A 19,658-nucleotide genomic window follows, 5' to 3' on the forward strand; every position below is an offset into this window, starting at 1 on the left:
CGGTTTCATCCGAGACCCTCAGTTCTGTCGACGACCTCGCCCCGGCTCCGTGTAGGACCCGGGGCGAGGTCGTATCGGTATCCGATGCGAGGAGCACCCGACGACCGAGCATCCGACGAACAAGGCCGCGGCGGCCCCGAATGCCGCGTACGGGCCCTGGAACCTCGTGCCCGTCGAGCCCGCGCACGCCCGAGCCTTGGCGGAGTGCAATATCGCCTGTTGGCGTGAGGCCTACCGGGGTCTTGTCCCCGACCATGTCCTGGACGCCTTCGATGTCGATCGCCGCGCCGCGAACTTGGAGCGGATCGCCCGGAACCATTCCGGGCGGCTCCTGGTCGCCGAGTCGGGCACCGAGATCGCCGGATTCACCCAGTACGGCCCGCCCCGCGACGAACCCGCGGTCGCCGAGCGCGAACTGCAGGCCATGTATGTCCGCGCCCGGTGGTACGGCACCGGGCTCGCGCACGCGTTGATCCGCGCGGTGCTCGAACCGGACCGATCGTGTTCGCTGTGGGTTTTCGAACGCAATCCGCGGGCCCGCGCTTTCTACACCAAATACGGATTCGTGCCGGACGGCACCGCCCGGGCCGAACGCTTCGCCATGGCCACCGAGATCCGGATGGTCCGGAGGTAGCGATATCGCCCGGTTCTCCCGCTCGGTAGTGTCGCGGCCATGAGCACCGAAGCCGAGTACGTCCGCATCGAGGACGGCGTCCTGGAGATCACCCTGTCGACCGCGACCAAGGGCACCTCCCTGGATTTCGCCGGAGTCACCGCGGGAACCACCGCCCTGAGCGAATCCGGATCCGATGTGGGCGCGGTGCTACTCGTCGGCGCGGGACCGAACTTCTGCGCTGGTGGCGATGTGCGGGATTTCGCGGCGGCGCAGGACCGTTCCGCACATCTGTACCAACTCGCCGACACCCTGCACGTTTTCGTCCGGGCGCTGGACAGCGCCCCGGTTCCGGTCGTCGCCGCGGTGCACGGCTGGGCGGCGGGCGCCGGAATGAGCCTGGTCTGTGCCGCCGATATCGCGATCGGGGGCCCGGGCACCCGGATGCGTCCCGCGTATCCGGGGGTCGGGCTCAGCCCCGACGGCGGTATGTCGTGGACGCTGCCCCGGCTGGTGGGTGCGGCCAAGGCCCGCGAAATCCTGCTGACCGACGCCGTACTCGACGCCGCGGAGGCCCAGCGCCTCGGGATTCTGGCCCGTATCGCCGACAGCGACGAGGCAGTCCGCGACGACGCCCGCGAGCTGGCGCGCACCCTGGCACGCGGGCCACGCGCGAGCTACGCCGCGATCCGGACCCTGCTCAGCCGATCGGCCACCGCGACCCTCGGCGAGCAGCTGGACGCCGAACGCGATGCGATGGGAGCGGCCGCGGGCAGTCCGACCGGCCGCGAAGGTGTGGACGCGTTCCTCGCCAAGCGCGCCCCGGATTATTCCGGGCTGAGCTGACCGTCCCGGGCCCGGCGGCGCGGGGCCGACCGTCGCGCCGCCGGCGGCCGGTCCCGGTCAGCGAGACCGTGTGACGAATTTCGCGACCGCCTCGGTGAACGCGTCGTTGTCGTCGCCGGCGGCGGTATGGGCGGCATTGCCGATCTCGACCAGCTCGGCGTGTGGCACCAGCTCCATGAATTCCGCGGCGCCCGCGGCGCTCACCACATCCGATTGCAACCCCCGTACCAGCAGCACCGGAATATCGAGTGCGCGGGCCGCGCCCTCGAGTGTGCGGGCCATCTCGTCGGGGTCGGCGGCTTTGTCGCCGAGAATGCCCGGATCCCAGTGCCAGTACCAGCGACCGTCGCGTTTGCGCAGGTTACGCAGCAGCCCCGCGGTGGATTTGGGCCGGGGCCGGTGTGGGAGATAGTCGGCCACGGCGTCCGCGGCCTCGTCCAGGGTCGCGAATCCGTCGGGGTTCTTGCTCAGGAAGCTGAGCACGCGGTTGACGCCTTCGGGCTCGGGCCGGGTGACGATATCAACCAGGACCAACGCGCCGATCGCGTCGCCACCCGGGGCTGCCGTGGCCAGCAGCCCGGTGATCCCGCCCATGCTGGCGCCGACCACCACCACCGGTCCACCGCCCAGTTGTTCCAGAACCGCGAGTACATCGCCGACCATGGCCTCGTAGCGGTAATCACGATGGAGTGCCCATTGGCTGTCACCGTGGCCGCGCGCGTCCAGCGTGACCGCCCGGATCCCTGCCGCGCCGAGCTGCGCCCCGGTGTGTTTCCAGGAGTGCCGGGTCTGACCACCGCCGTGCAGGAAGAGCACGGCCGGGCCGTCCGGCGGGCCGTACTGGTCCGCAACGAGCTCGATCCCGCCCCGGCCGTGTAACCGCAGCCGGACGGGATCGAGCAGATTGTTCGCATTACTCACGATTTTCAGCATCGCAAATATGCGGGCGTTACGCCGTACGAACCGGCGAATCAGCAGTCCAGGTCCATGGCGCTCAGGGTCCGCTGGAAGAGGCAGGCGCCCTTGGCGTTCACCGAGGCCGAGATCGTGGACGAGCCGGTCGAGGTGAAATCCTCGGCGATCGGGGCCGCGGGCTCGGTCGCCGGACTCATCGGTTCCAGAGTCAGCGGGGCCGCTCCGGCCGTCGCTCCGGCCGCCCCCGTCAGGGCGGCGCCCAACGCGAGCGAGGCGGTGATGCCGCGCAGTTTCATGGTGTGCTCCTCTATCTTGTTTCTCGTTCGACGCCTACTCAGGGCAGGCGCCAGTCCACCGGCTCGGCGCCGAGTTCGTCCAGCAGTTCGTTGACCCGGGAGAACGGACGCGAGCCGAAAAACCCACGCGATGCCGACAGCGGTGACGGGTGCGCGGATTCGATACTGGGCACTTCCGCGGCGGCCAGCGCCGGCTTCAGCGAGGCGGCGTCCCGCCCCCACAGCACGGCCACCAGCGGTTCGTCGCGCGCCACCAGCGCGCTGATCGCCTGCTCCGTGACCTTCTCCCAGCCTTTGCCGCGATGGGAGGCCGGTTTGCCGGGAGATACCGTCAGGACCCGGTTCAGCATCAGCACACCCTGGCGCGACCAGGGGCTCAGATCACCGCAACTCGGGGTGGGATGGCCCAGGTCCTTGGTGTATTCGGTGAAGATGTTGGCCAGGCTGCGGGGTACCGGCGAAACATCGGGCGCCACCGAGAAGCTCAGCCCCATCGGATGGCCCGGGGTCGGATAGGGGTCCTGGCCGACGATCAGCACCCGGACATTTTCGAACGGCTCCTGGAAAGCACGCAGCACATTCTCCCCGGCGGGGAGATACCCGCGGCCCGCGGCGTTCTCGGCACGCAGGAATTCGCCCATCTCCGCAATACGGTCGGCGACCGGATCCAGTGCCTTCGCCCAGCCCGGATCGATGATCTCCACGAGTGGTTTCGTGCTCATGACCGCACAACCTATCGTGAGTGGTCGGGTTTCGCCGAGTCCGTCCCGGAGAATGCTTCCCAGCCCTGCGGACCGCGATACCGCGCACCGTCCACGGTCACCCCGTGACCAGCCTCGATATCGCCGATGACGGTCCACCCGGGGGGCGGCGGCGAACCGGCCGGCCAGACCCCGGCGAACACGTGATCCTCACCTCCGGTCAGAATCCATTGCCGCGCATCGGCTTCCAGGAAACCGGCGCATTCCGCGAGCTCGGTATCGCGCAATGCCGCCGAACGCACATCGATCGCGACCCCCGACGATTCGGCCAGATGCCCGATATCGGCGAGCAGTCCGTCGGAGATATCGGTGAGCGCCACCGGCGGATGTGCGCCGGTCACGGCGGCACGGACGAGGCCGTAGGCGGGTCGCGGAGCACGGTGCGCGGCGACAGCCGTGGCCGCGCCCGGACCGGACTCCGGTGAGTGCCCGCCCGCGAGCAGGGCGTAACCGGCCGCCGACCAGCCCGGCCGGCCGGCGATCGCGAGGAGCCCACCGGGCCGCGCACCGGATCGGGTCACCGGTTCTTCGCCCAGCGGGTCACCGAAGGCCGTCACCGAGATCACCACCTGCGGGCTGCGCACGATATCCCCACCGGCGACCGAGCCTCCGGCCCGTGTCGCCTCCGCCCAGAACCCGTCCGTGAGTCCGGTTACGAAATCCACCGGGGTCCGTTCCGGGACCCCGAGGCCCACCACGTAGCCGACGGGTTCGGCGCCCATCGCGTAGATATCGGCGGCGTTCTGGGCGATCGCCTTGCGGCCGATATCCTCGGCTGCCGACCAGTCCAGCCGGAAATGCCGGTCCTCGATCAACATATCCGTGCTCACCACATAGCGCCCGCGCGCCGCCGCCAGCACCGCCGCGTCGTCGCCGGGGCCCAGCTGCACGGCGGGCCCCTGTTCCCGGCCCGCGTTGATCCGGGCGATGAGGGCGAATTCGCCCACGTCGCGCACCGTCGGTCCTGTACTGATCGTGGGACCTTCCTCACTCGCTGCTGCCACCGGCGGCGCCGGCCGCCGCCTCGCCGGCCCGGACAACGGGGCCGTGTGTCCACCGGCGGAACGCCGCCTGCCGTACCCCGGACACCACGGATCCCCGATCCCGCGCGCCCGGCCGATACTCCGGCGCTCCCCGCACGACGGTACCCTGTGCCCGGTGACCAGGCGCGGCGGCCGGGACCCCCGCATACGCCCCGCCCACCGCGTACGCGCTGACGAAAGGACCGCCGAGGATGCCGGGGACATCGCCGGACGAGGACACCGATACCCCGGACAGCAGCGGCGGCGAGCGCACCGGGTATTCGCCCGCGCTCATCGCGACCGCGGTCGCGCTGCCGATCGCCCTGCTGATCGGCGTGGTGGTCGCGGCGGTCATCGCCGCGCGCACGCCGGTCGAACGCGAACCGCTGGCACTGGGTCCGGTTCCGGCGCCCGCGGCCGGCGGTCCCGCCTGTGCCACCCTGCTGCCCGCACTGCCCGCCGACCTCGGCGAGTACACCCGCGCCGCCCTCGTCGAACCCGTGCCGCCGGCAACCACGGCCTGGCAGCTGCCCGCCGGCGGCGAACCGATCGTGCTGCGCTGCGGACTCGACCGCCCCCTGGAGTTCCACCGGGCGTCCCCGTTACAGGTGGTCAACGGTGTGCAGTGGTTCGAGGTCCGCGACGACGCGGCCGCCACGGCCACCTGGTTCGCGGTGGACCGCGAAACCTATATCGCCCTCACGGTTCCCGACGGGTCCGGTCCGACGCCCCTGCAGGCGGTATCGGATACCGTCACCGCGCGGCTGCCGGCCCGCCCGATCGACCCGGGCGAACTGCCGAACTGAGCGCGGTCAGCGCAGCCCGGTACCGCGGGCGAGAGCCGTTTCCACGAGTGTGGTCAGCAGTTTCCCGTAACCGACCCCGGTCTCTTCCCACATCCGCGGATACATCGAGATCGGCGTGAACCCGGGCATGGTGTTGATCTCGTTGATCACCGGGCCGCCCTCGGTCACGAAGAAATCGACGCGGGCCAGGCCCTGGCAGTCCAGCGCGCGGAAGGCGCGCACCGCGATCTCGCGGACCTCGTCGGACACCTCGTCGTCGAGTTTGGCCGGAACGTCGAATTCGCAGACGTCGTCGAGATATTTGGTGTCGAAATCGTAGAAGGCGGGGCCGGGTTTCTCCCCGGCGTCGGCGTCGGCCAGATCCTCGGGCATCCTGATCTCGGCGAGCACACTGGCTTCCACCCGGCCGTCCGGGAATTCCAGCACCCCGCATTCGACCTCGCGGCCCACGATGCCCGCCTCCACGATCACCTTCGGGTCGTGGGCGCGCGCGGCGGCGATCGCGGTGTCGAGATCGGCCCACTCGGTGACCTTGGTGATCCCGATCGATGACCCGCCGCGCGCGGGTTTCACGAACACCGGCAATCCCAGCCGCTCGCGCTCCGCGGGGGTGACGGTGGCGGTGCCCGGCCGCAACACCACCTGCACACCGACCGGCAGGCCGTCGGCGGCGAGGAGTTTCTTGGTGAACTCTTTGTCCATACCGGCCGCACTCGCCAGCACCCCGGGCCCCACGTAGGGGATACCGGCCAGTTCGAGCATGCCCTGTACGGTGCCGTCCTCGCCGAACGCGCCGTGCAGTACCGGGAACACCACATCGATGGCTTCGAGCGCGGTGTGCGGATCGTCCAGCGCGACCAGTGTCCCGGCCCGGCTCGGGTCCGCGGCCAGCATCAGTTCCCGGCCGCCGCCGGTGACCGAGGGCAGGGTCCGGTCGTGCCGGCCGAGTTCGGCGGCGTCACCGTCGGCCAGCACCCAGGTGCCCTCCGGGGTGATCCCGATCGGCACCGGGTCGAAACGCGCCGGATCGAGGTTCCGCAGCACAGCACCGGCCGACACACACGACACCGTGTGCTCGTTGCTGCGTCCGCCGAAGACTACGGCCACCCTGATCCGGTTCATGACCGAACCGTACCCTGCCGGGGGCCCCGCCAACCGTGCCGGACCACCGGTGTGGCTATTCGGGTTTTATCTGCCGGCCCAGCAACTTCTCCACTGCCGTCTGCACCGCCAATCCTTCGTGGCACACCTGGTGCACGGCCTCGGTGAGCGGCATCTCCACATTCTTCGCCGCGGCCAGTGCGCGCACCGAGGTGCACGATTTCACCCCTTCGGCGACCTGGCCGTGTGTTGCCTCCTGCGCCGCCTGCATCCCCCCGCCGCTGCCGAGGACCTGCCCGAACGAGCGGTTCCGGGACAGCGGCGAGGTACAGGTCGCGATGAGGTCCCCGACTCCGGCCAGCCCGGCCAGGGTCACCGGTTCGGCGCCCAGTGCCACACCGAGCCGGATGATCTCGGCCAGCCCCCGGGTCATCAGCCCGGCGAGGGAGTTGTCGCCGAAACCCATACCCGAGGCGATCCCGCAGGCCAGCGCGATGACATTCTTGCAGGCACCGCCGAGTTCACAGCCGATCACATCGGTGTTGGTGTAGGGCCGGAAGTAACCGGTCACACAGGCCCGCTGCACCGCGGCGGCCCGTTCGGCGTCGGCGCAGCCGATCACCGTGGCCGCAGGCTGCCCGGCGGCGATCTCCTTGGCCAGATTGGGTCCCGACAGTACCGCGATCCGATCCGGCGCGGCACCGCTGACCTCGGCGATCACCTCGCTCATTCGCAGCAGGGTGCCGTTCTCGATCCCCTTGGCCAGACTCAGCAGCGTGGCGTCGGGGCCGATGGCCGGTGACCAGATCTTCAGATTCGCGCGCAGTGATTGCGACGGCACCGCGAGGACCACGATATCGGCGCCGTCGAGGGCCCGCGCGTAGTCGTCGGTCGCCGCGACCGGCGGCAGCTGCACCCCCGGCAGGTAGTACGGGTTGCGGTGGTCGGTGGCCAGCGCCTCGGCGACCTCGGGGCGACGGGCCCAGATGGTCACCTCGGTTCCCGCCTCCGCCAACACTTTCCCGAATGCCGTGCCCCACGATCCCGCACCCAGTACCGCCGCCCTCGTCATCAGCCCAATATGCCATGACAGGATGGGGCCATGTGCTCGCACACCGTGCACGCCGTCATCGCGGTGAAAACCCTGGAAAGCGCCAAGAGCCGGCTGGCCGGGGTCCTGGTCCCGGCCCAGCGGTCCCGGCTGGTCCTGGCCATGCTGACCGATACCGTGCGCGCGGCCGCGGCGGCCCCGGAGATCGCCTCGATCACCGTGGTCACTCCCGATCCCGTGGTCTCCCGCGCGACCCGCGCGCTCGGTGCCACCGTCCATCCCGAACCCCGCAGCGCCGCCACCGACCCCGATCCCCTCAACACCGCCCTGTCCACCGCGGCGGCCGCGTTGCGCGCCCGGCACGGCGACGTGCCCGTCCTGGCCCTGCAGGCCGACCTGCCGGCCCTGCGCACGCCGGAACTGTCCGCGGTCCTGGCAACTGCCCGCGGCACCCGCGCGTTCGTCGCCGACCACGCGGGCACGGGTACCGCGGCGCTGCTGGCTCCGGCCGGTACCGCGCTGCGGCCCAGGTTCGGGCGGGATTCGGCGCGCCACCACCGGGAGGACGGCGCGGTCCGGCTGCACGGGGACTGGCCCGGCCTGCGCCACGATGTCGATACCGCCGACGATCTGGCGGCGGTGCGGGCGCTGGGGACGGGCCCTGATACCACCGCGCTGCTCGCCGAACTCGGCTGGCCGGCTCCCGCCCGGGAAGCGGTCACCCAGGTGTGTCAGGCGTAACTCCGCCTTCGCTCCGCCCCGCGCGGCCGGTGGACGGGCGCCACTCGACTGCACCAACGGGCAGCCGCCACCGCGTGAACTCGAGATAACAGTCATCTACGGCATATGCACCATGGCCGGTTCGTAGGGAATGATCGTAGGCGTGAGCGATACGGAAACCATCAAGCAGCAGCAGGTGCTCCCGACCCCGCCTCCGGCCGCCACCCAGATCCCCGCCGGCGGGACCGCACCCCGTTTGCCAGCCGATCGCTACCTGAACCGGGAGTTGAGTTGGCTGGATTTCAACGCCAGAGTCCTGGCCCTGGCCGAGGACAGTTCGCTGCCGTTGCTGGAACGCGCGAAATTCCTGGCGATCTTCGCCTCGAACCTCGACGAGTTCTACATGGTCCGCGTCGCCGGTCTCAAACGCCGCGCCGAAACGGGGCTTTCGGTGCGGTCGGCCGACGGCCGCTCGCCGAACGAGCAACTGGCGCTCATCGCGGCCCGCAGTCAGGATCTCGCGGTCCGGCACGCCGAGGTATTTCTCACCGAGGTGCGCCCCGCGCTCACCGCGGAGGGCATCGAGATCATCGATTGGGCCGACCTCGACGACGCCGAACGGGAACGACTGTCGGCGCATTTCCAGGAACAGGTCTTCCCCGTCCTGACCCCGCTGGCCGTCGACCCGGCCCACCCCTTCCCCTACATCAGCGGATTGAGCCTGAATCTCGCGGTGACCGTCCAGGACGAGAGCACCGGCGGCGAGCATTTCGCCCGGGTGAAGGTTCCCGACAATGTGGACCGATTCGTCCGGGTGCGCCGGCCCGGACCCAGCGGCGGCGGCATCGCCGCGTTCCTTCCGATGGAAGCGCTCATCGCCGCGCATCTGGAGCATCTGTTCCCCGGTATGACCGTGGTGGAGCACCATTCGTTCCGGATCACCCGCAATGCCGATTTCGAGGTCGACGAGGACCGCGACGAGGACCTGTTGCAGGCGCTGGAGCGTGAACTCGCGCGTCGTCGCTTCGGGTCCCCGGTCCGGCTCGAGGTCTCCGACGATATGACCGAGCACATGCTCGATCTGCTGCTGCGCGAGCTCGAGGTCGATCCCGCCGATGTCATCCAGGTCCCCGGACTACTGGATCTGTCCTGCCTGTGGCAGGTGTACGGGGTGGACCGGCCGAACCTCAAGGACGCCCCCTATGTGCCCGCGACGCCGCCCGCGTTCGGCGAACGGGAGACGCCGCGCAATGTGTTCCAGGCGCTGCGCGAGGGCGATGTGCTGGTGCACCACCCCTACGATTCGTTCTCCACGAGTGTGCAGCGGTTCATCGAACAGGCCGCCGCCGATCCGCAGGTGCTGGCCATCAAACAGACCCTGTACCGGACCTCCGGCGACTCCCCGATCGTGAACGCCCTCATCGATGCCGCCGAGGCGGGCAAACAGGTGGTGGCGCTGGTGGAGATCAAGGCCCGGTTCGACGAGCAGGCCAATATCAAATGGGCGCGCACGCTGGAACAGGCGGGCGTGCACGTGGTCTACGGTCTGGTCGGGCTGAAGACCCACTGCAAGACCTGCCTGGTGGTACGCCGCGAGGGTTCCACCATCCGCCGCTACTGCCATATCGGTACCGGGAACTACAACCCCAAGACCGCCCGCCTGTACGAGGATGTCGGATTGCTCACCGCAGCACCCGAAATTGGTGCCGATCTCACCGATCTGTTCAATTCGCTCACCGGCTACTCCCGTAAATCCGACTACCGCAATCTGCTGGTGGCCCCGAACGGTATCCGTGCCGGGATCATCGCCCGGATCGAACGGGAGATCGAACTCGCCCGCTCCGGCGCCGAGGCCGGGATCCGCTTGAAGGCCAATGCGCTGGTCGACGAGCAGATCATCGACGCGCTCTACCGCGCCTCCCAGGCGGGGGTGCCGGTACGCATCGTGGTGCGCAGTATCTGCGGGCTGCGGGCGGGAGTCCCCGGCATGAGCGAGAACATCGAGGTGCGCTCCATTCTGGGCCGCGTACTCGAGCATTCCCGGATCTTCAACTTCCGGGCACAGAACGAATTCTGGATCGGTAGCGCCGATATGATGCACCGCAATCTGGACCGCCGGGTGGAGGTCATGGCCCAGGTGAAGGATCCCAAGCTGTGCGAGCGGCTCGACGAGATCTTCGAATCCGCCCTGCACCCGATGACCCGCTGCTGGGTCCTGGACCCCGACGGCAACTGGAAATCCAGCCCCGACCGGGCCGGTGCCGACGGTGACGGTATCGAAGTCCGCGATCACCAGGTGGCGCTCATGCGACTACGCCGTCCGGATCAGCAGTGAACGGCACGCATACCCCACCGTCCTACCCGGATCCCCGGACAGCACCCAATATCCACGCGGCGGGCACCGTGTTGTGGCGGCACGCACCCGGTTCCGCGGGCGGTATCGAGATCGCGGTCATCCGGCGCCCCAAATACCAGGACTGGTCACTGCCCAAGGGCAAACTCGATCCCGGTGAGTCGCCGGTCCTGGCGGCGTTCCGGGAGACCGAGGAGGAAACCGGGTTGCGGCCGCGGCTGGGCCGCTATCTCGGCAAAGTGACCTATCCGATCACCGGGCATCGCAAGATGAAACGGGTCGACTACTGGGCCGCGGAGGTCGTCGACGGGGAATTCAGCGCCAACAGCGAGGTCGACGAACTGACCTGGTGTGCACTGGACACGGTGATGTCGGAGCTGTCGTATCCGATGGACCGCCAGATCGTGCGGGCGTTCACCCGGCTGCCCGCCGATACGCACACCGTGCTGCTGGTGCGCCACGCCAAGGCCGGACGACGCGACCGCTACAAGGGTCCCGACGAACAGCGCCCGCTGGAACTGGCCGGCTATCGGCAGTCGCTGGCGCTGGTCCCGAATCTGCTGGCGTTCGGCGCGCAGGACATCTACTCGGCCGAACCGCTGCGCTGTCTGCAAACGGTGGCGCCGCTGGCCGAGGAACTCGGTGTCGAGGTGGAGATCGAACCGCTGCTGGGCGATATCGGCTACGCCGCCGATCCGGACAAGGCCCGGGACCGGATCCGGTCGCTGGTCTCGGCGCAGCGTGTCCGGGTGCTGTGCAGTCAGGGCGACACCATTCCGGACCTGGTCCGCTGGTGGGCGGCACAGGATGGGATGCGGCTGTCACCCGCGCGAACCCGCAAGGGGTCGGTCTGGGTGTTGTCGTTCTCGGGTGAGCGGCTGGTGGCCGCCGATCATCTCGACCGATCCCTGTCGGTCGATACCGCGCCCGCGGTCACCGCATAGGACGCGCGCCCGGACCGGCGCCGGGCACAGAAGACGGCTACGCCCCCGGGGGTTGCCCGGGGGCTCGTCCGTCCGGCGTTCCGGTTGTGTGGATCTGCGAGTCCCCGAGTCGTCACACCACCCGGTGACTCGCTGACGAGAACCGATCGCGGGGCCTCGTGCCGTCCGCGGATGCGAGCACGCATCCGGGATCCGGCGGAGTCGAACAGTGCGGCGGAGCCGCATGGGCGGGCCGTGCATACGGGATCCGGTGGGACCCCGGCTGGAATCACTGCGGCGCCGGCACGCCTGGGCTGCGGGTCAGCGAGCCCTTTTGGCTGTCGTCTTCTTGGCCGGGGTCTGCTTCGCGGTGGCCGACTTCTTGGCCGTGGACTTGGCGGCCGTGGTGGTCTTCTTCGCGGTGGCCTTCTTGGTGGCCGTGGCCTTGGCGGGCGTCTTCTTCGCCGCCGTCTTGCGGGCCGCGGCCTTGGTGGCCGTCTTCTTGGCGGCGGTGCTCTTGGCCGGCGCCTTGGTGGCCGTCTTCCGTGCCGTTGTTTTGGCGGGCGCCTTCGTCGCGGCCTTCTTGGCGGTGGTTTTCTTCGCCGTTGTCTTCTTCGCTGTGGATTTCTTGGCCGCCACAGGAGCATTGACACCGCGTTTCACCGCGGGTCCGGTCGCCGCGAGCTTCTGTTTACCCGCGATAACCGCCTTGAACTGGGCGCCGGGCCGGAACGCCGGCACCGAAGTGGGCTTCACCTTGACCGTTTCCCCGGTACGCGGATTCCGCGCCACCCGGGCTGCCCGCTTACGCTGTTCGAACACACCGAATCCGGTGATGGTGACGCTCTGCCCTTTGTGTACCGCGCGCACGATGGTGTCGACCACATGCTCGACTGCCGCGGTGGCCGTGCGCCTGTCAGTACCCAACTTTTCGGTCAGAACGTCGATCAGTTCCGCCTTGTTCATTGAATCCTCCGCAGACTAATGGCCCGTCGTCGGACCGACTAGGTACCACGGTAAACCCACATTGGGCAAGAGTCTATGTGCCACGCCAAAATTCATGTGGTCTAGCACACGCACAGCTACCACGACATCTGGGGGGTCGCTAAGAGGCCGAGAACATTACGCCTGCGAAATAGGTTCGGGCAGGGTCTTTGGTTTCCAACCCGGCCTTGCCTTTTCGAACTCGGCGATCGTATCGCTACGCCGCAGCGTCAGGCCGATGTCGTCCAAACCCTCCAACAGGCGCCACCTGGTGTAGTCGTCAATATCGAACGGCAACACGATGGTTCCTGCGGTCACCGTGCGCGCCGCGAGGTCCACAACCAATTCCAGTCCGGGCTGTTCCTCGAGCAACTTCCAGAGCATTTCGACATCATTCTGTGACATTCGTGCCGCCAGCAGACCGCCCTTGCCCGCATTACCGCGGAAGATGTCGGCGAAACGTGAAGAGATAACTACCCGAAAGCCATAGTCCATGAGCGCCCAGACAGCGTGCTCACGGGAAGATCCGGTCCCGAAATCGGGTCCGGCCACCAGGACGCTGCCGTGCTTGTAGGGCTCGGTGTTCAGAATGAAGTCCTCGTCACCCCGCCAGGCGGCGAACAGGCCGTCTTCGAATCCCGTACGAGTGACGCGCTTCAGATAGACGGCCGGGATGATCTGGTCGGTGTCGACATTGGACCGGCGCAGCGGAACGCCGATCCCCTTGTGCACGGTGAAGGCTTCCATCGTATTTCTCCCTGTTTCGGCTATAAGTGGTTTTCGATATAAGACGGGCTCAGTTGAGGTCCGTGGGCGCCGACAGCGTGCCGCGGACCGCGGTCGCGGCGGCCACCAGTGGCGACACCAGGTGGGTACGCCCACCTTTGCCCTGCCGGCCCTCGAAGTTCCGGTTCGAGGTGGAGGCGCAGCGCTGGCCCGGGGCGAGCTGATCGGGGTTCATCCCCAGGCACATCGAGCATCCGGCCTGCCGCCATTCGGCCCCGGCCGCGGTGAAGATCTCGCCCAGCCCCTCCGCCTCGGCCTGTTCCCGCACCCGCATCGAGCCCGGCACCACCAGCATTCGCACACCCTCGGCCACCCTGCGGCCCCGCAGCACCTCCGCCACGGCCCGCAGGTCCTCGATTCGGCCGTTGGTGCACGATCCGACGAACACGGCGTCCACCGAGACCTCGCGCAACGGCATACCCGGGGTCAAATCCATATAGCGCAGCGCCTTCTCCGCGGACTCGCGCGCGGACTCGTCGGCGATCTGCGCCGGATCGGGCACATTCGCACCCAGCGGCAGCCCCTGCCCCGGGTTGGTGCCCCAGGTGACGAACGGGGTGAGGGCACTCGCGTCGATGTGCACCTCCCGGTCGAAAACCGCGTCCTCGTCGGTCTTCAGCGCCTCCCAGGCCTCGACCGCGGCATCCCAGTCCGCGCCCTGCGGGGCGTGCGGGCGACCTTTCAGGAACTCGTAGGTGGTTTCGTCCGGGGCGATCATTCCGGCCCGGGCGCCGGCTTCGATGGACATATTGCAGACGGTCATCCGCGCTTCCATCGACATATTGCGAATGGCCTCACCGCGATACTCGAGCACATAGCCCTGGCCGCCGCCGGTGCCGATTTCGGCGATCACCGCGAGAATCAGGTCTTTACTGGTGACCCCCGGCGGCAGCACGCCGTCGACGGTGATCGCCATTGTCTTGAACGGCCGCAGCGAAAGGGTCTGCGTGGCCAGCACGTGCTCGACCTCGCTGGTGCCGATTCCCATGGCCAGCGCGCCGAAGGCACCGTGGGTGGAGGTGTGGCTGTCACCGCAGACCACGGTGGTGCCGGGCTGGGTCAGCCCCAGCTGCGGTCCCACCACGTGGACAATGCCCTGTTCCCGGTCGCCCATCGGGTGCAGCCGGATGCCGAATTCCGCACAGTTGCGGCGCAGCGTCTCCACCTGCGTCCGCGACACCGGGTCGGCGATGGGTTTGTCGATATCGACGGTCGGGACATTGTGGTCCTCGGTCGCGATGGTGAGATCGGGCCGGCGCACCGGGCGACCGGCGGCCCGCAGACCGTCGAAGGCCTGCGGGCTGGTCACCTCGTGCACCAGATGCAGATCGATGTAGATCAGATCGGGTTCGCGTGCCTCACCCTCACCCTCGCCGCGGGCGACGACGTGCTGTTCCCATACCTTCTCGGCCAGCGTACGTGGCATGTTGCGATCACCTTTCGGGCTCGGCATCCGGCCGGGGCCTGCCCGGCACCGGATACGCGCTAGCTGGAATCATGCGACCCCTTCCAGGACGCCACCTGGGCTGTTCGTAATGGCATCTCAGAATGCAGGACGCTAATATCGTTGTATGAGACAGCATAGCGGTATCGGCGTCCTGGACAAAGCGGTGGCAGTGTTGTATGCGGTCGCCGAGCGGCCCTGCGGTCTCAACGAACTGTGCGAGCGCACCGGCCTGCCCCGCGCGACCGCGCACCGGCTCGCGGTCGGGCTGGAAACCCACCGGCTGCTCGCCCGGGACGGCAACGGCTCCTGGCGCCCCGGCCCCGCCCTCGCCGAACTCGGCGCCGGCGCCGCCGACCCGCTGCTCGAGGCCGCGGGCTCGATCCTGCCCCGGCTACGTGAGATCACCGGCGAAAGCGTGCAGCTGTACTGCCGGGAGGGCAACGAACGGGTCTGCGTCGCCGCCCTCGAACCCCCCGCCGGGCTGCGCGACACCGTGCCGATCGGCTCCCGCCTCCCGCTGACCGCGGGATCCGCGGCGAAGGTGCTGCTCGCCTGGGCCGATCCCGAACTGCAGCGCACCGTCCTCGGTGACGCCATGTTCACCGAGCGCACGCTCGCCGAGGTCCGCAAACGCGGCTGGGCGCAGAGCGCCGGCGAGCGCGCGGCCGGGGTGGCCAGCGTTTCGGCGCCGGTGCGTGATCAGCAGGGCGCGGTGGTCGCCGCGGTCTCGGTATCGGGCCCGATCGATCGAATGGGCCGCCGACCGGGGGCTCGCTGGGCGGCGGACCTGGTCGCGGCCGCCGATGCGCTGCACCGCCGACTCTGAGCGGCGGGCGGCTGCCGTCACTTATGGTGGCCTGATGGGAGTGAACCAACGGTCACAGATCGTGATGACCGATACCGAGATCACCGATTTCCTCACCCGCAGTCGCGTCGCCACCCTGGCAAGTCTGGGTGCGGACGGTAAACCGCACCTCACCGCCATGTGGTACGCGCTGATCGCCGATCCGGAGCGACCCGACGCGATCCCCGAACTGTGGTTCGAGACCAAGGGCAAATCCCAGAAGGCCGTCAATCTGCGCCGCAACCCCACGGTCACCTGCATGATCGAGGCCGGAAAAACCTACGACACCCTGCGCGGAGTCTCCCTCGAGGGCCACGCCGAGGTCATCGACGACCCGGAGAAACTGTTCGCCGTCGGGGTCAGCGTCTGGGAGCGCTACACCGGCCCGTACACCGACGATATGCGCGAATACGTCGAAGGCATGCTGAACAAGCGCGTCGCGGTCCGCATCGTCCCCGACCGCATCCGCAGCTGGGACCACCGCAAACTGGGCCTGCCCGCCATGCCCCTGGCCGGATCCACCGCACACGCCCTGGACGACTGAACGACCCCGGGTGCTGTCCGGTGGCAGCACCCGGCACCCGTCCGGCCCAGCCGGGCTGCGCGGCGCGCCGTGGCCTGGACCGCGGCCACATCGTCGCTCCTGGACTTTCCGCCCGACCCGGCCGCTACCGGTCCGAATACAGGCGTCCGACGCCACCCTGCCGCCGATACGGCTCATCGCCCCGGAGGCGATCGGACCGGCTCCGATGGCCGCTCGTTCACCGGGTCGCGGGCTCGGCTTCCCCGGCCCGGTCCAACCCTCTCCTTCCGGCTCCCGCTCACCGCCGGCATCCTCGAGGCGGGCGCGATGATCCCCGAGCAGCCCCACCGAGGGGCACCGGAGCCGAACCCGCCATCATTCGCGAAGCCGCACCGAGAAACTCGGATCCGAGCCGATCAACGCCGGATTTCCCCGGCCAGAATCGTCGGCGGCTCCAAAGCAAGTAGGCAGCCGGGATTTCAGGGGCCCAGCTCCGGCATCGCATTCGGAGGTAACCGGGCCGCGAAGGGCCCGGGGGCAAAGCCTTAGCAGCACATTCGAGTCACCAGCGCCGAAGTGGGTTCTCACAGCGCAGTCCCGGCATCATGTTCGACAGTAGGCAGCCCGCGAAGGGATCCAGGGGCGAAGCCCCCGCACTTCTATGGCAAGTAACCAACTCGCGCCGGGGCTCCAGGGGCGAAGCCCCGGCCCGGCCATTCGGAAGACCCGGCCCGCGTAGGGGGTCCTGGGGCGAAGCCCCGGCCCGGCCCCGAAGTGTTTCCAATCTACAAAGGGGGTCCAGGGGCGCCGAGCCCGCCTGGGCGGGGTGCGGGGGTTGCACCCCCGCAAAGCATCGCGAATCAGCGAAGGCCCATGCTCTCCATGAGCATGGGCCTCGCAGCCGAGTAGCCCCGACGGGATTTGAACCCGCGCTACCGCCTTGAGAGGGCGGCGTCCTAGGCCGCTAGACGACGGGGCCAGGACTTGTGATCAACTCCTGGCTGGAGTGGATCGCGGATCTCTCGATCCGAAGCTCGATCAGCGTAACCGACCGGGCGGCGGCGACCAAATCGCCTGGATAATTCGTTCCGCACCGCATCTGGACGATGAAGCTGAGAGCGATCTCCGCTGGGGTACCAGGACTCGAACCTAGAATGGCTGAACCAGAATCAGCTGTGTTGCCAATTACACCATACCCCAATGACCTGGGTTTTCGGCTTCACCGCTGGCTGCGGTGGCACCGTCGTTCCGGCCGAGAAAGAGAGTACCAAACCGCTCCGGGGAAACTACAAATCGCCTGGTCACGCCGCCACATCAGGTGTGTAACGGTGCCGCGGCGCTGCCGAACGGGTCGGGTGGTGGACGGACGCCGTCCCCGGTGGCGCCGGGGACGGCGTCGTCACGCCGGGGCTCAGTCGGCGGGCGGGGTCCATTCGCGGCCCGCGCGCAGTCGCTGCATGGTGAGCTCGCGGCCCAGCAGTTCCATGGATTCGTACAGCGGCGGACTGATATGCGATCCGGTAACCGATACCCGCACCGGCGCAAATGCCTTCCGAGGTTTCAATTCCATTCCGTCGATGAGCGCGACTTTCAGCGCGTCCTCGATCTCGGAAGCGGTCCAGGCGGTCAGCGGTTCGAGTGCGGAAATTGCGGCATCCAGTACCGGAACGGCGTCCGGCCCCAAATTCTTCTTGCCCGCGGCGGGGTCGATACCGAACTCGTCGGAAGGCGCGAAGAGGAATCGCAACAGACCCCATGCGTCATCGAGCACGACAATGCGCGTCTGCACCAGATCGGCGGCGGCGGCGAATACCTTCTCGTCTATTCCGGCACCGATATATCCGCGGTCCGTCAAAAAAGTGCGCAACCGTCCGGCAAAATCTGCCGGCTCCAGCAAACGGATGTGCTCGGCATTGATCGCATCGGCCTTCTTCTGATCGAAGCGGGCCGGGTTCGAATTCACTTTCGATATATCGAAGGCCGCGACCATCTCGTTCATGGAGAAGACATCGTGGTCGTCGGCGATGCTCCAGCCGAGGAGCGCGAGGTAATTGAGGAGCCCTTCGGGAATGAATCCCCGATCGCGGTGGAGGAAGAGGTCGGACTCCGGGTCGCGCTTGGACAGCTTCTTGTTCCCCTGCCCCATCACGAACGGCAGATGGCCGAATTCGGGAGTGAAATCGGCGACCCCGATGCGCTGCAGCGCGGCATAGAGCGCGAGCTGGCGCGGCGTGGAGGAGAGCAGGTCTTCGCCACGCAGGACGTGGGTTATCCGCATGGTGGCGTCGTCGACCGGGTTGACCAGCGTATAGAGTGGATCGCCGGTACCTCGGGTCAGTGCGTAGTCCGGCACCGAACCCGCTTTGAAGGTGGTCTCTCCGCGTACCAGATCGTGCCAGGTGAGGTCGGTATCGGGCATGCGCAGCCGGACCACCGCACCCCGGCCGGCGGCCTTGTATTCGGCGATCTGCTCGGCCGTGAGGTCGCGGTCGAAATTGTCGTAGCCCAGTTTCGGATCACGTCCGGCCGCCCGGTGGCGTGCCTCGACTTCTTCTGGCGTGGAAAATGATTCGTAGGCCTCGTCGGCGTCGAGGAGTTTTTGCACCACGTCGCGGTGGATTTCGCGCCGCTGCGACTGCCGGTAGGGCGCATAGGGCCCGCCGATTTCCGGACCTTCGTCCCAATCGAGTCCGAGCCAGCGCAGCGCGTCCAACAGCGCCTGATAGGACTCTTCGGAATCCCGCGCGGCATCGGTGTCTTCGATACGGAAGACGAACGTGCCGCCCTGATGGCGGGCATAGGCCCAGTTGAACAGCGCCGTGCGGATGAGCCCGACATGCGGTGTCCCGGTGGGTGACGGGCAGAAACGGACCCGTACGTTTGTCATGTCCCTCTTTCGTTCAGCGTTTTGCGGCAACGGGATTGGTCAGCGTGCCGATACCGGAGACGGTGACCGACACCGTTTGACCGTCTTTCATCGGGCCGACACCCTCGGGAGTTCCGGTGAGGATCACGTCACCGGGCAGCAGGGTCATCACGCGGGTGACCCATTCGATGATATCCGGAATATCATGCAGCAGTAGCGATGTGGTACTGCGTTGACGTACTTCGCCGTCGAGTTCGGTGGTGATCTCGAGATCCGCCGGATCGAGTTCGGTTTCGATCCACGGCCCCAGCGGGCAGAAGGTGTCGTAGCCCTTGGCTCGGGTCCACTGGCCGTCCTGGGCCTGCTGGTCGCGGGCGGTCACATCGTTGGCGACGGTATAGCCCAGGATGACGTCCTTGGCCCGGGCCGCGGGAACGTCTTTACAGGGCCGCCCGATGACCACGGCGAGCTCGCCTTCGTAGTCGACGCGGGACGAATTGGGCGGCACGATGATCGGGATACCGGGGCCGATGATGGACGTATTCGGTTTCATGAAGATCACCGGTTCGGCCGGCGCCTCACCGCCCATCTCGGCGGCATGGGAAGCGTAGTTCTTGCCGACGCAGATCACCTTACTGGCCAGGATCGGAGCGAGCAGACGGATATCGGCCAGCGGCCAGCTGCGGCCGGTGAACGTCGGGGTGCCGAACGGGTGTTCGGCGATTTCCTTGGCGGTTTCGCCTTCGATGGCGACGAACGCGACCCCGTCGGGGCTGGCAACTCGACCTAGACGCATGACCG

General features: G+C 68.1%; 19 protein-coding genes and 2 tRNA genes. 8 read left to right on the plus strand and 13 right to left on the minus strand.

Going from position 1 to position 19,658, the window contains the following annotated elements:
• The first annotated feature begins 166 nt into the window (after positions 1–166).
• Together NF4_RS08795 and NF4_RS08800 are read left to right on the plus strand one after the other, a co-directional pair.
• Entirely contained in the window at positions 167–634 is a 468-nt protein-coding gene (locus NF4_RS08795; RefSeq protein ID WP_198165256.1) for a GNAT family N-acetyltransferase, read from the plus strand.
• A gap of 39 nt (positions 635–673) precedes the next feature.
• Positions 674–1,459 carry an enoyl-CoA hydratase/isomerase family protein gene (locus tag NF4_RS08800; RefSeq protein ID WP_063126709.1) on the plus strand — a complete coding sequence of 262 codons (786 nt, stop codon included), beginning with the start codon at positions 674–676 and terminating at the stop codon, positions 1,457–1,459.
• 57 nt (positions 1,460–1,516) lie between these two features.
• Here the strand turns inward: NF4_RS08800 and NF4_RS08805 are convergent, their stop codons facing one another.
• The 4 genes from NF4_RS08805 to NF4_RS08820 are packed head-to-tail and all read right to left on the minus strand — an operon-like array spanning position 1,517 to position 4,435.
• A complete protein-coding gene (locus NF4_RS08805) occupies positions 1,517–2,380 on the minus strand; it encodes an alpha/beta fold hydrolase (protein WP_063126899.1) in 864 nt (287 codons plus the stop codon).
• A gap of 50 nt (positions 2,381–2,430) precedes the next feature.
• Entirely contained in the window at positions 2,431–2,670 is a 240-nt protein-coding gene (locus NF4_RS08810) for a hypothetical protein (RefSeq protein WP_030521824.1), read from the minus strand.
• A 38-nt stretch (positions 2,671–2,708) separates the two neighbouring features.
• Positions 2,709–3,392 (minus strand): uracil-DNA glycosylase, encoded by a 684-nt coding sequence (locus tag NF4_RS08815; protein WP_063126710.1) that lies wholly within the window; start codon positions 3,390–3,392, stop codon positions 2,709–2,711.
• An 11-nt stretch (positions 3,393–3,403) separates the two neighbouring features.
• Entirely contained in the window at positions 3,404–4,435 is a 1,032-nt protein-coding gene (locus tag NF4_RS08820; protein WP_369690918.1) for a thiamine-phosphate kinase, read from the minus strand.
• 230 nt (positions 4,436–4,665) lie between these two features.
• On the opposite strand from NF4_RS08820, the gene NF4_RS08825 reads away from it, so the two are divergent.
• Positions 4,666–5,259, plus strand: coding sequence for a DUF3515 domain-containing protein (locus NF4_RS08825; RefSeq protein ID WP_063126711.1), 594 nt, complete (start codon positions 4,666–4,668; stop codon positions 5,257–5,259).
• Between the two features lie 6 nt (positions 5,260–5,265).
• On the opposite strand, the gene NF4_RS08830 is transcribed toward NF4_RS08825, so the two are convergent.
• Positions 5,266–6,381, minus strand: coding sequence for a D-alanine--D-alanine ligase family protein (locus NF4_RS08830; protein WP_063126712.1), 1,116 nt, complete (start codon positions 6,379–6,381; stop codon positions 5,266–5,268).
• A 55-nt stretch (positions 6,382–6,436) separates the two neighbouring features.
• Complete coding sequence (locus NF4_RS08835) at positions 6,437–7,432, minus strand: NAD(P)H-dependent glycerol-3-phosphate dehydrogenase (RefSeq protein ID WP_063126713.1); 996 nt, start codon at positions 7,430–7,432, stop codon at positions 6,437–6,439.
• A gap of 30 nt (positions 7,433–7,462) precedes the next feature.
• Between NF4_RS08835 and cofC the strand changes: the two genes are divergently transcribed.
• From cofC to NF4_RS08850, 3 genes are all read left to right on the plus strand, one after another.
• Entirely contained in the window at positions 7,463–8,152 is a 690-nt protein-coding gene (gene cofC / locus NF4_RS08840) for a 2-phospho-L-lactate guanylyltransferase (protein WP_063126714.1), read from the plus strand.
• A gap of 130 nt (positions 8,153–8,282) precedes the next feature.
• The gene (locus NF4_RS08845; RefSeq protein WP_084532964.1) at positions 8,283–10,466 is read left to right on the plus strand and encodes an RNA degradosome polyphosphate kinase; all 2,184 of its coding nucleotides are present in this window, start codon (positions 8,283–8,285) and stop codon (positions 10,464–10,466) included.
• Positions 10,463–11,428: an NUDIX hydrolase gene (locus tag NF4_RS08850; RefSeq protein WP_063126715.1), complete on the plus strand. Its 966-nt coding sequence runs from the start codon at positions 10,463–10,465 to the stop codon at positions 11,426–11,428. Before NF4_RS08845 ends, NF4_RS08850 begins: the two co-directional genes overlap by 4 nt.
• 300 nt (positions 11,429–11,728) lie before the next feature.
• Here the strand turns inward: NF4_RS08850 and NF4_RS08855 are convergent, their stop codons facing one another.
• The 3 genes from NF4_RS08855 to leuC all read right to left on the minus strand — a co-directional run bounded on the left by NF4_RS08855 (position 11,729) and on the right by leuC (position 14,603).
• Positions 11,729–12,373: an HU family DNA-binding protein gene (locus NF4_RS08855; RefSeq protein ID WP_063126716.1), complete on the minus strand. Its 645-nt coding sequence runs from the start codon at positions 12,371–12,373 to the stop codon at positions 11,729–11,731.
• A 156-nt stretch (positions 12,374–12,529) separates the two neighbouring features.
• Positions 12,530–13,138 (minus strand): 3-isopropylmalate dehydratase small subunit, encoded by a 609-nt coding sequence (leuD, locus tag NF4_RS08860; protein WP_063126717.1) that lies wholly within the window; start codon positions 13,136–13,138, stop codon positions 12,530–12,532.
• A 49-nt stretch (positions 13,139–13,187) separates the two neighbouring features.
• Entirely contained in the window at positions 13,188–14,603 is a 1,416-nt protein-coding gene (leuC, locus tag NF4_RS08865) for a 3-isopropylmalate dehydratase large subunit (protein WP_157120075.1), read from the minus strand.
• A 145-nt stretch (positions 14,604–14,748) separates the two neighbouring features.
• Between leuC and NF4_RS08870 the strand changes: the two genes are divergently transcribed.
• Complete coding sequence (locus NF4_RS08870; protein WP_063126719.1) at positions 14,749–15,450, plus strand: IclR family transcriptional regulator; 702 nt, start codon at positions 14,749–14,751, stop codon at positions 15,448–15,450.
• 34 nt (positions 15,451–15,484) lie between these two features.
• Positions 15,485–16,012: a pyridoxamine 5'-phosphate oxidase family protein gene (locus NF4_RS08875; protein ID WP_063126720.1), complete on the plus strand. Its 528-nt coding sequence runs from the start codon at positions 15,485–15,487 to the stop codon at positions 16,010–16,012.
• An 885-nt stretch (positions 16,013–16,897) separates the two neighbouring features.
• On the opposite strand, the gene NF4_RS08880 is transcribed toward NF4_RS08875, so the two are convergent.
• From NF4_RS08880 to NF4_RS08895, 4 genes are all read right to left on the minus strand, one after another.
• Positions 16,898–16,970 (minus strand) — tRNA-Glu (locus tag NF4_RS08880).
• A 149-nt stretch (positions 16,971–17,119) separates the two neighbouring features.
• Positions 17,120–17,191 (minus strand) — tRNA-Gln (locus tag NF4_RS08885).
• Positions 17,192–17,402: 211 nt separating this feature from the next.
• A complete protein-coding gene (gltX, locus tag NF4_RS08890) occupies positions 17,403–18,878 on the minus strand; it encodes a glutamate--tRNA ligase (protein WP_063126721.1) in 1,476 nt (491 codons plus the stop codon).
• Positions 18,879–18,891: 13 nt separating this feature from the next.
• Complete coding sequence (locus NF4_RS08895) at positions 18,892–19,653, minus strand: fumarylacetoacetate hydrolase family protein (RefSeq protein ID WP_063126722.1); 762 nt, start codon at positions 19,651–19,653, stop codon at positions 18,892–18,894.
• Positions 19,654–19,658: the final 5 nt, after the last annotated feature.

Origin of the sequence: Nocardia fusca NBRC 14340 (genome assembly GCF_001618425.1) — a bacterium.
Lineage (GTDB): Bacteria > Actinomycetota > Actinomycetes > Mycobacteriales > Mycobacteriaceae > Nocardia > Nocardia fusca.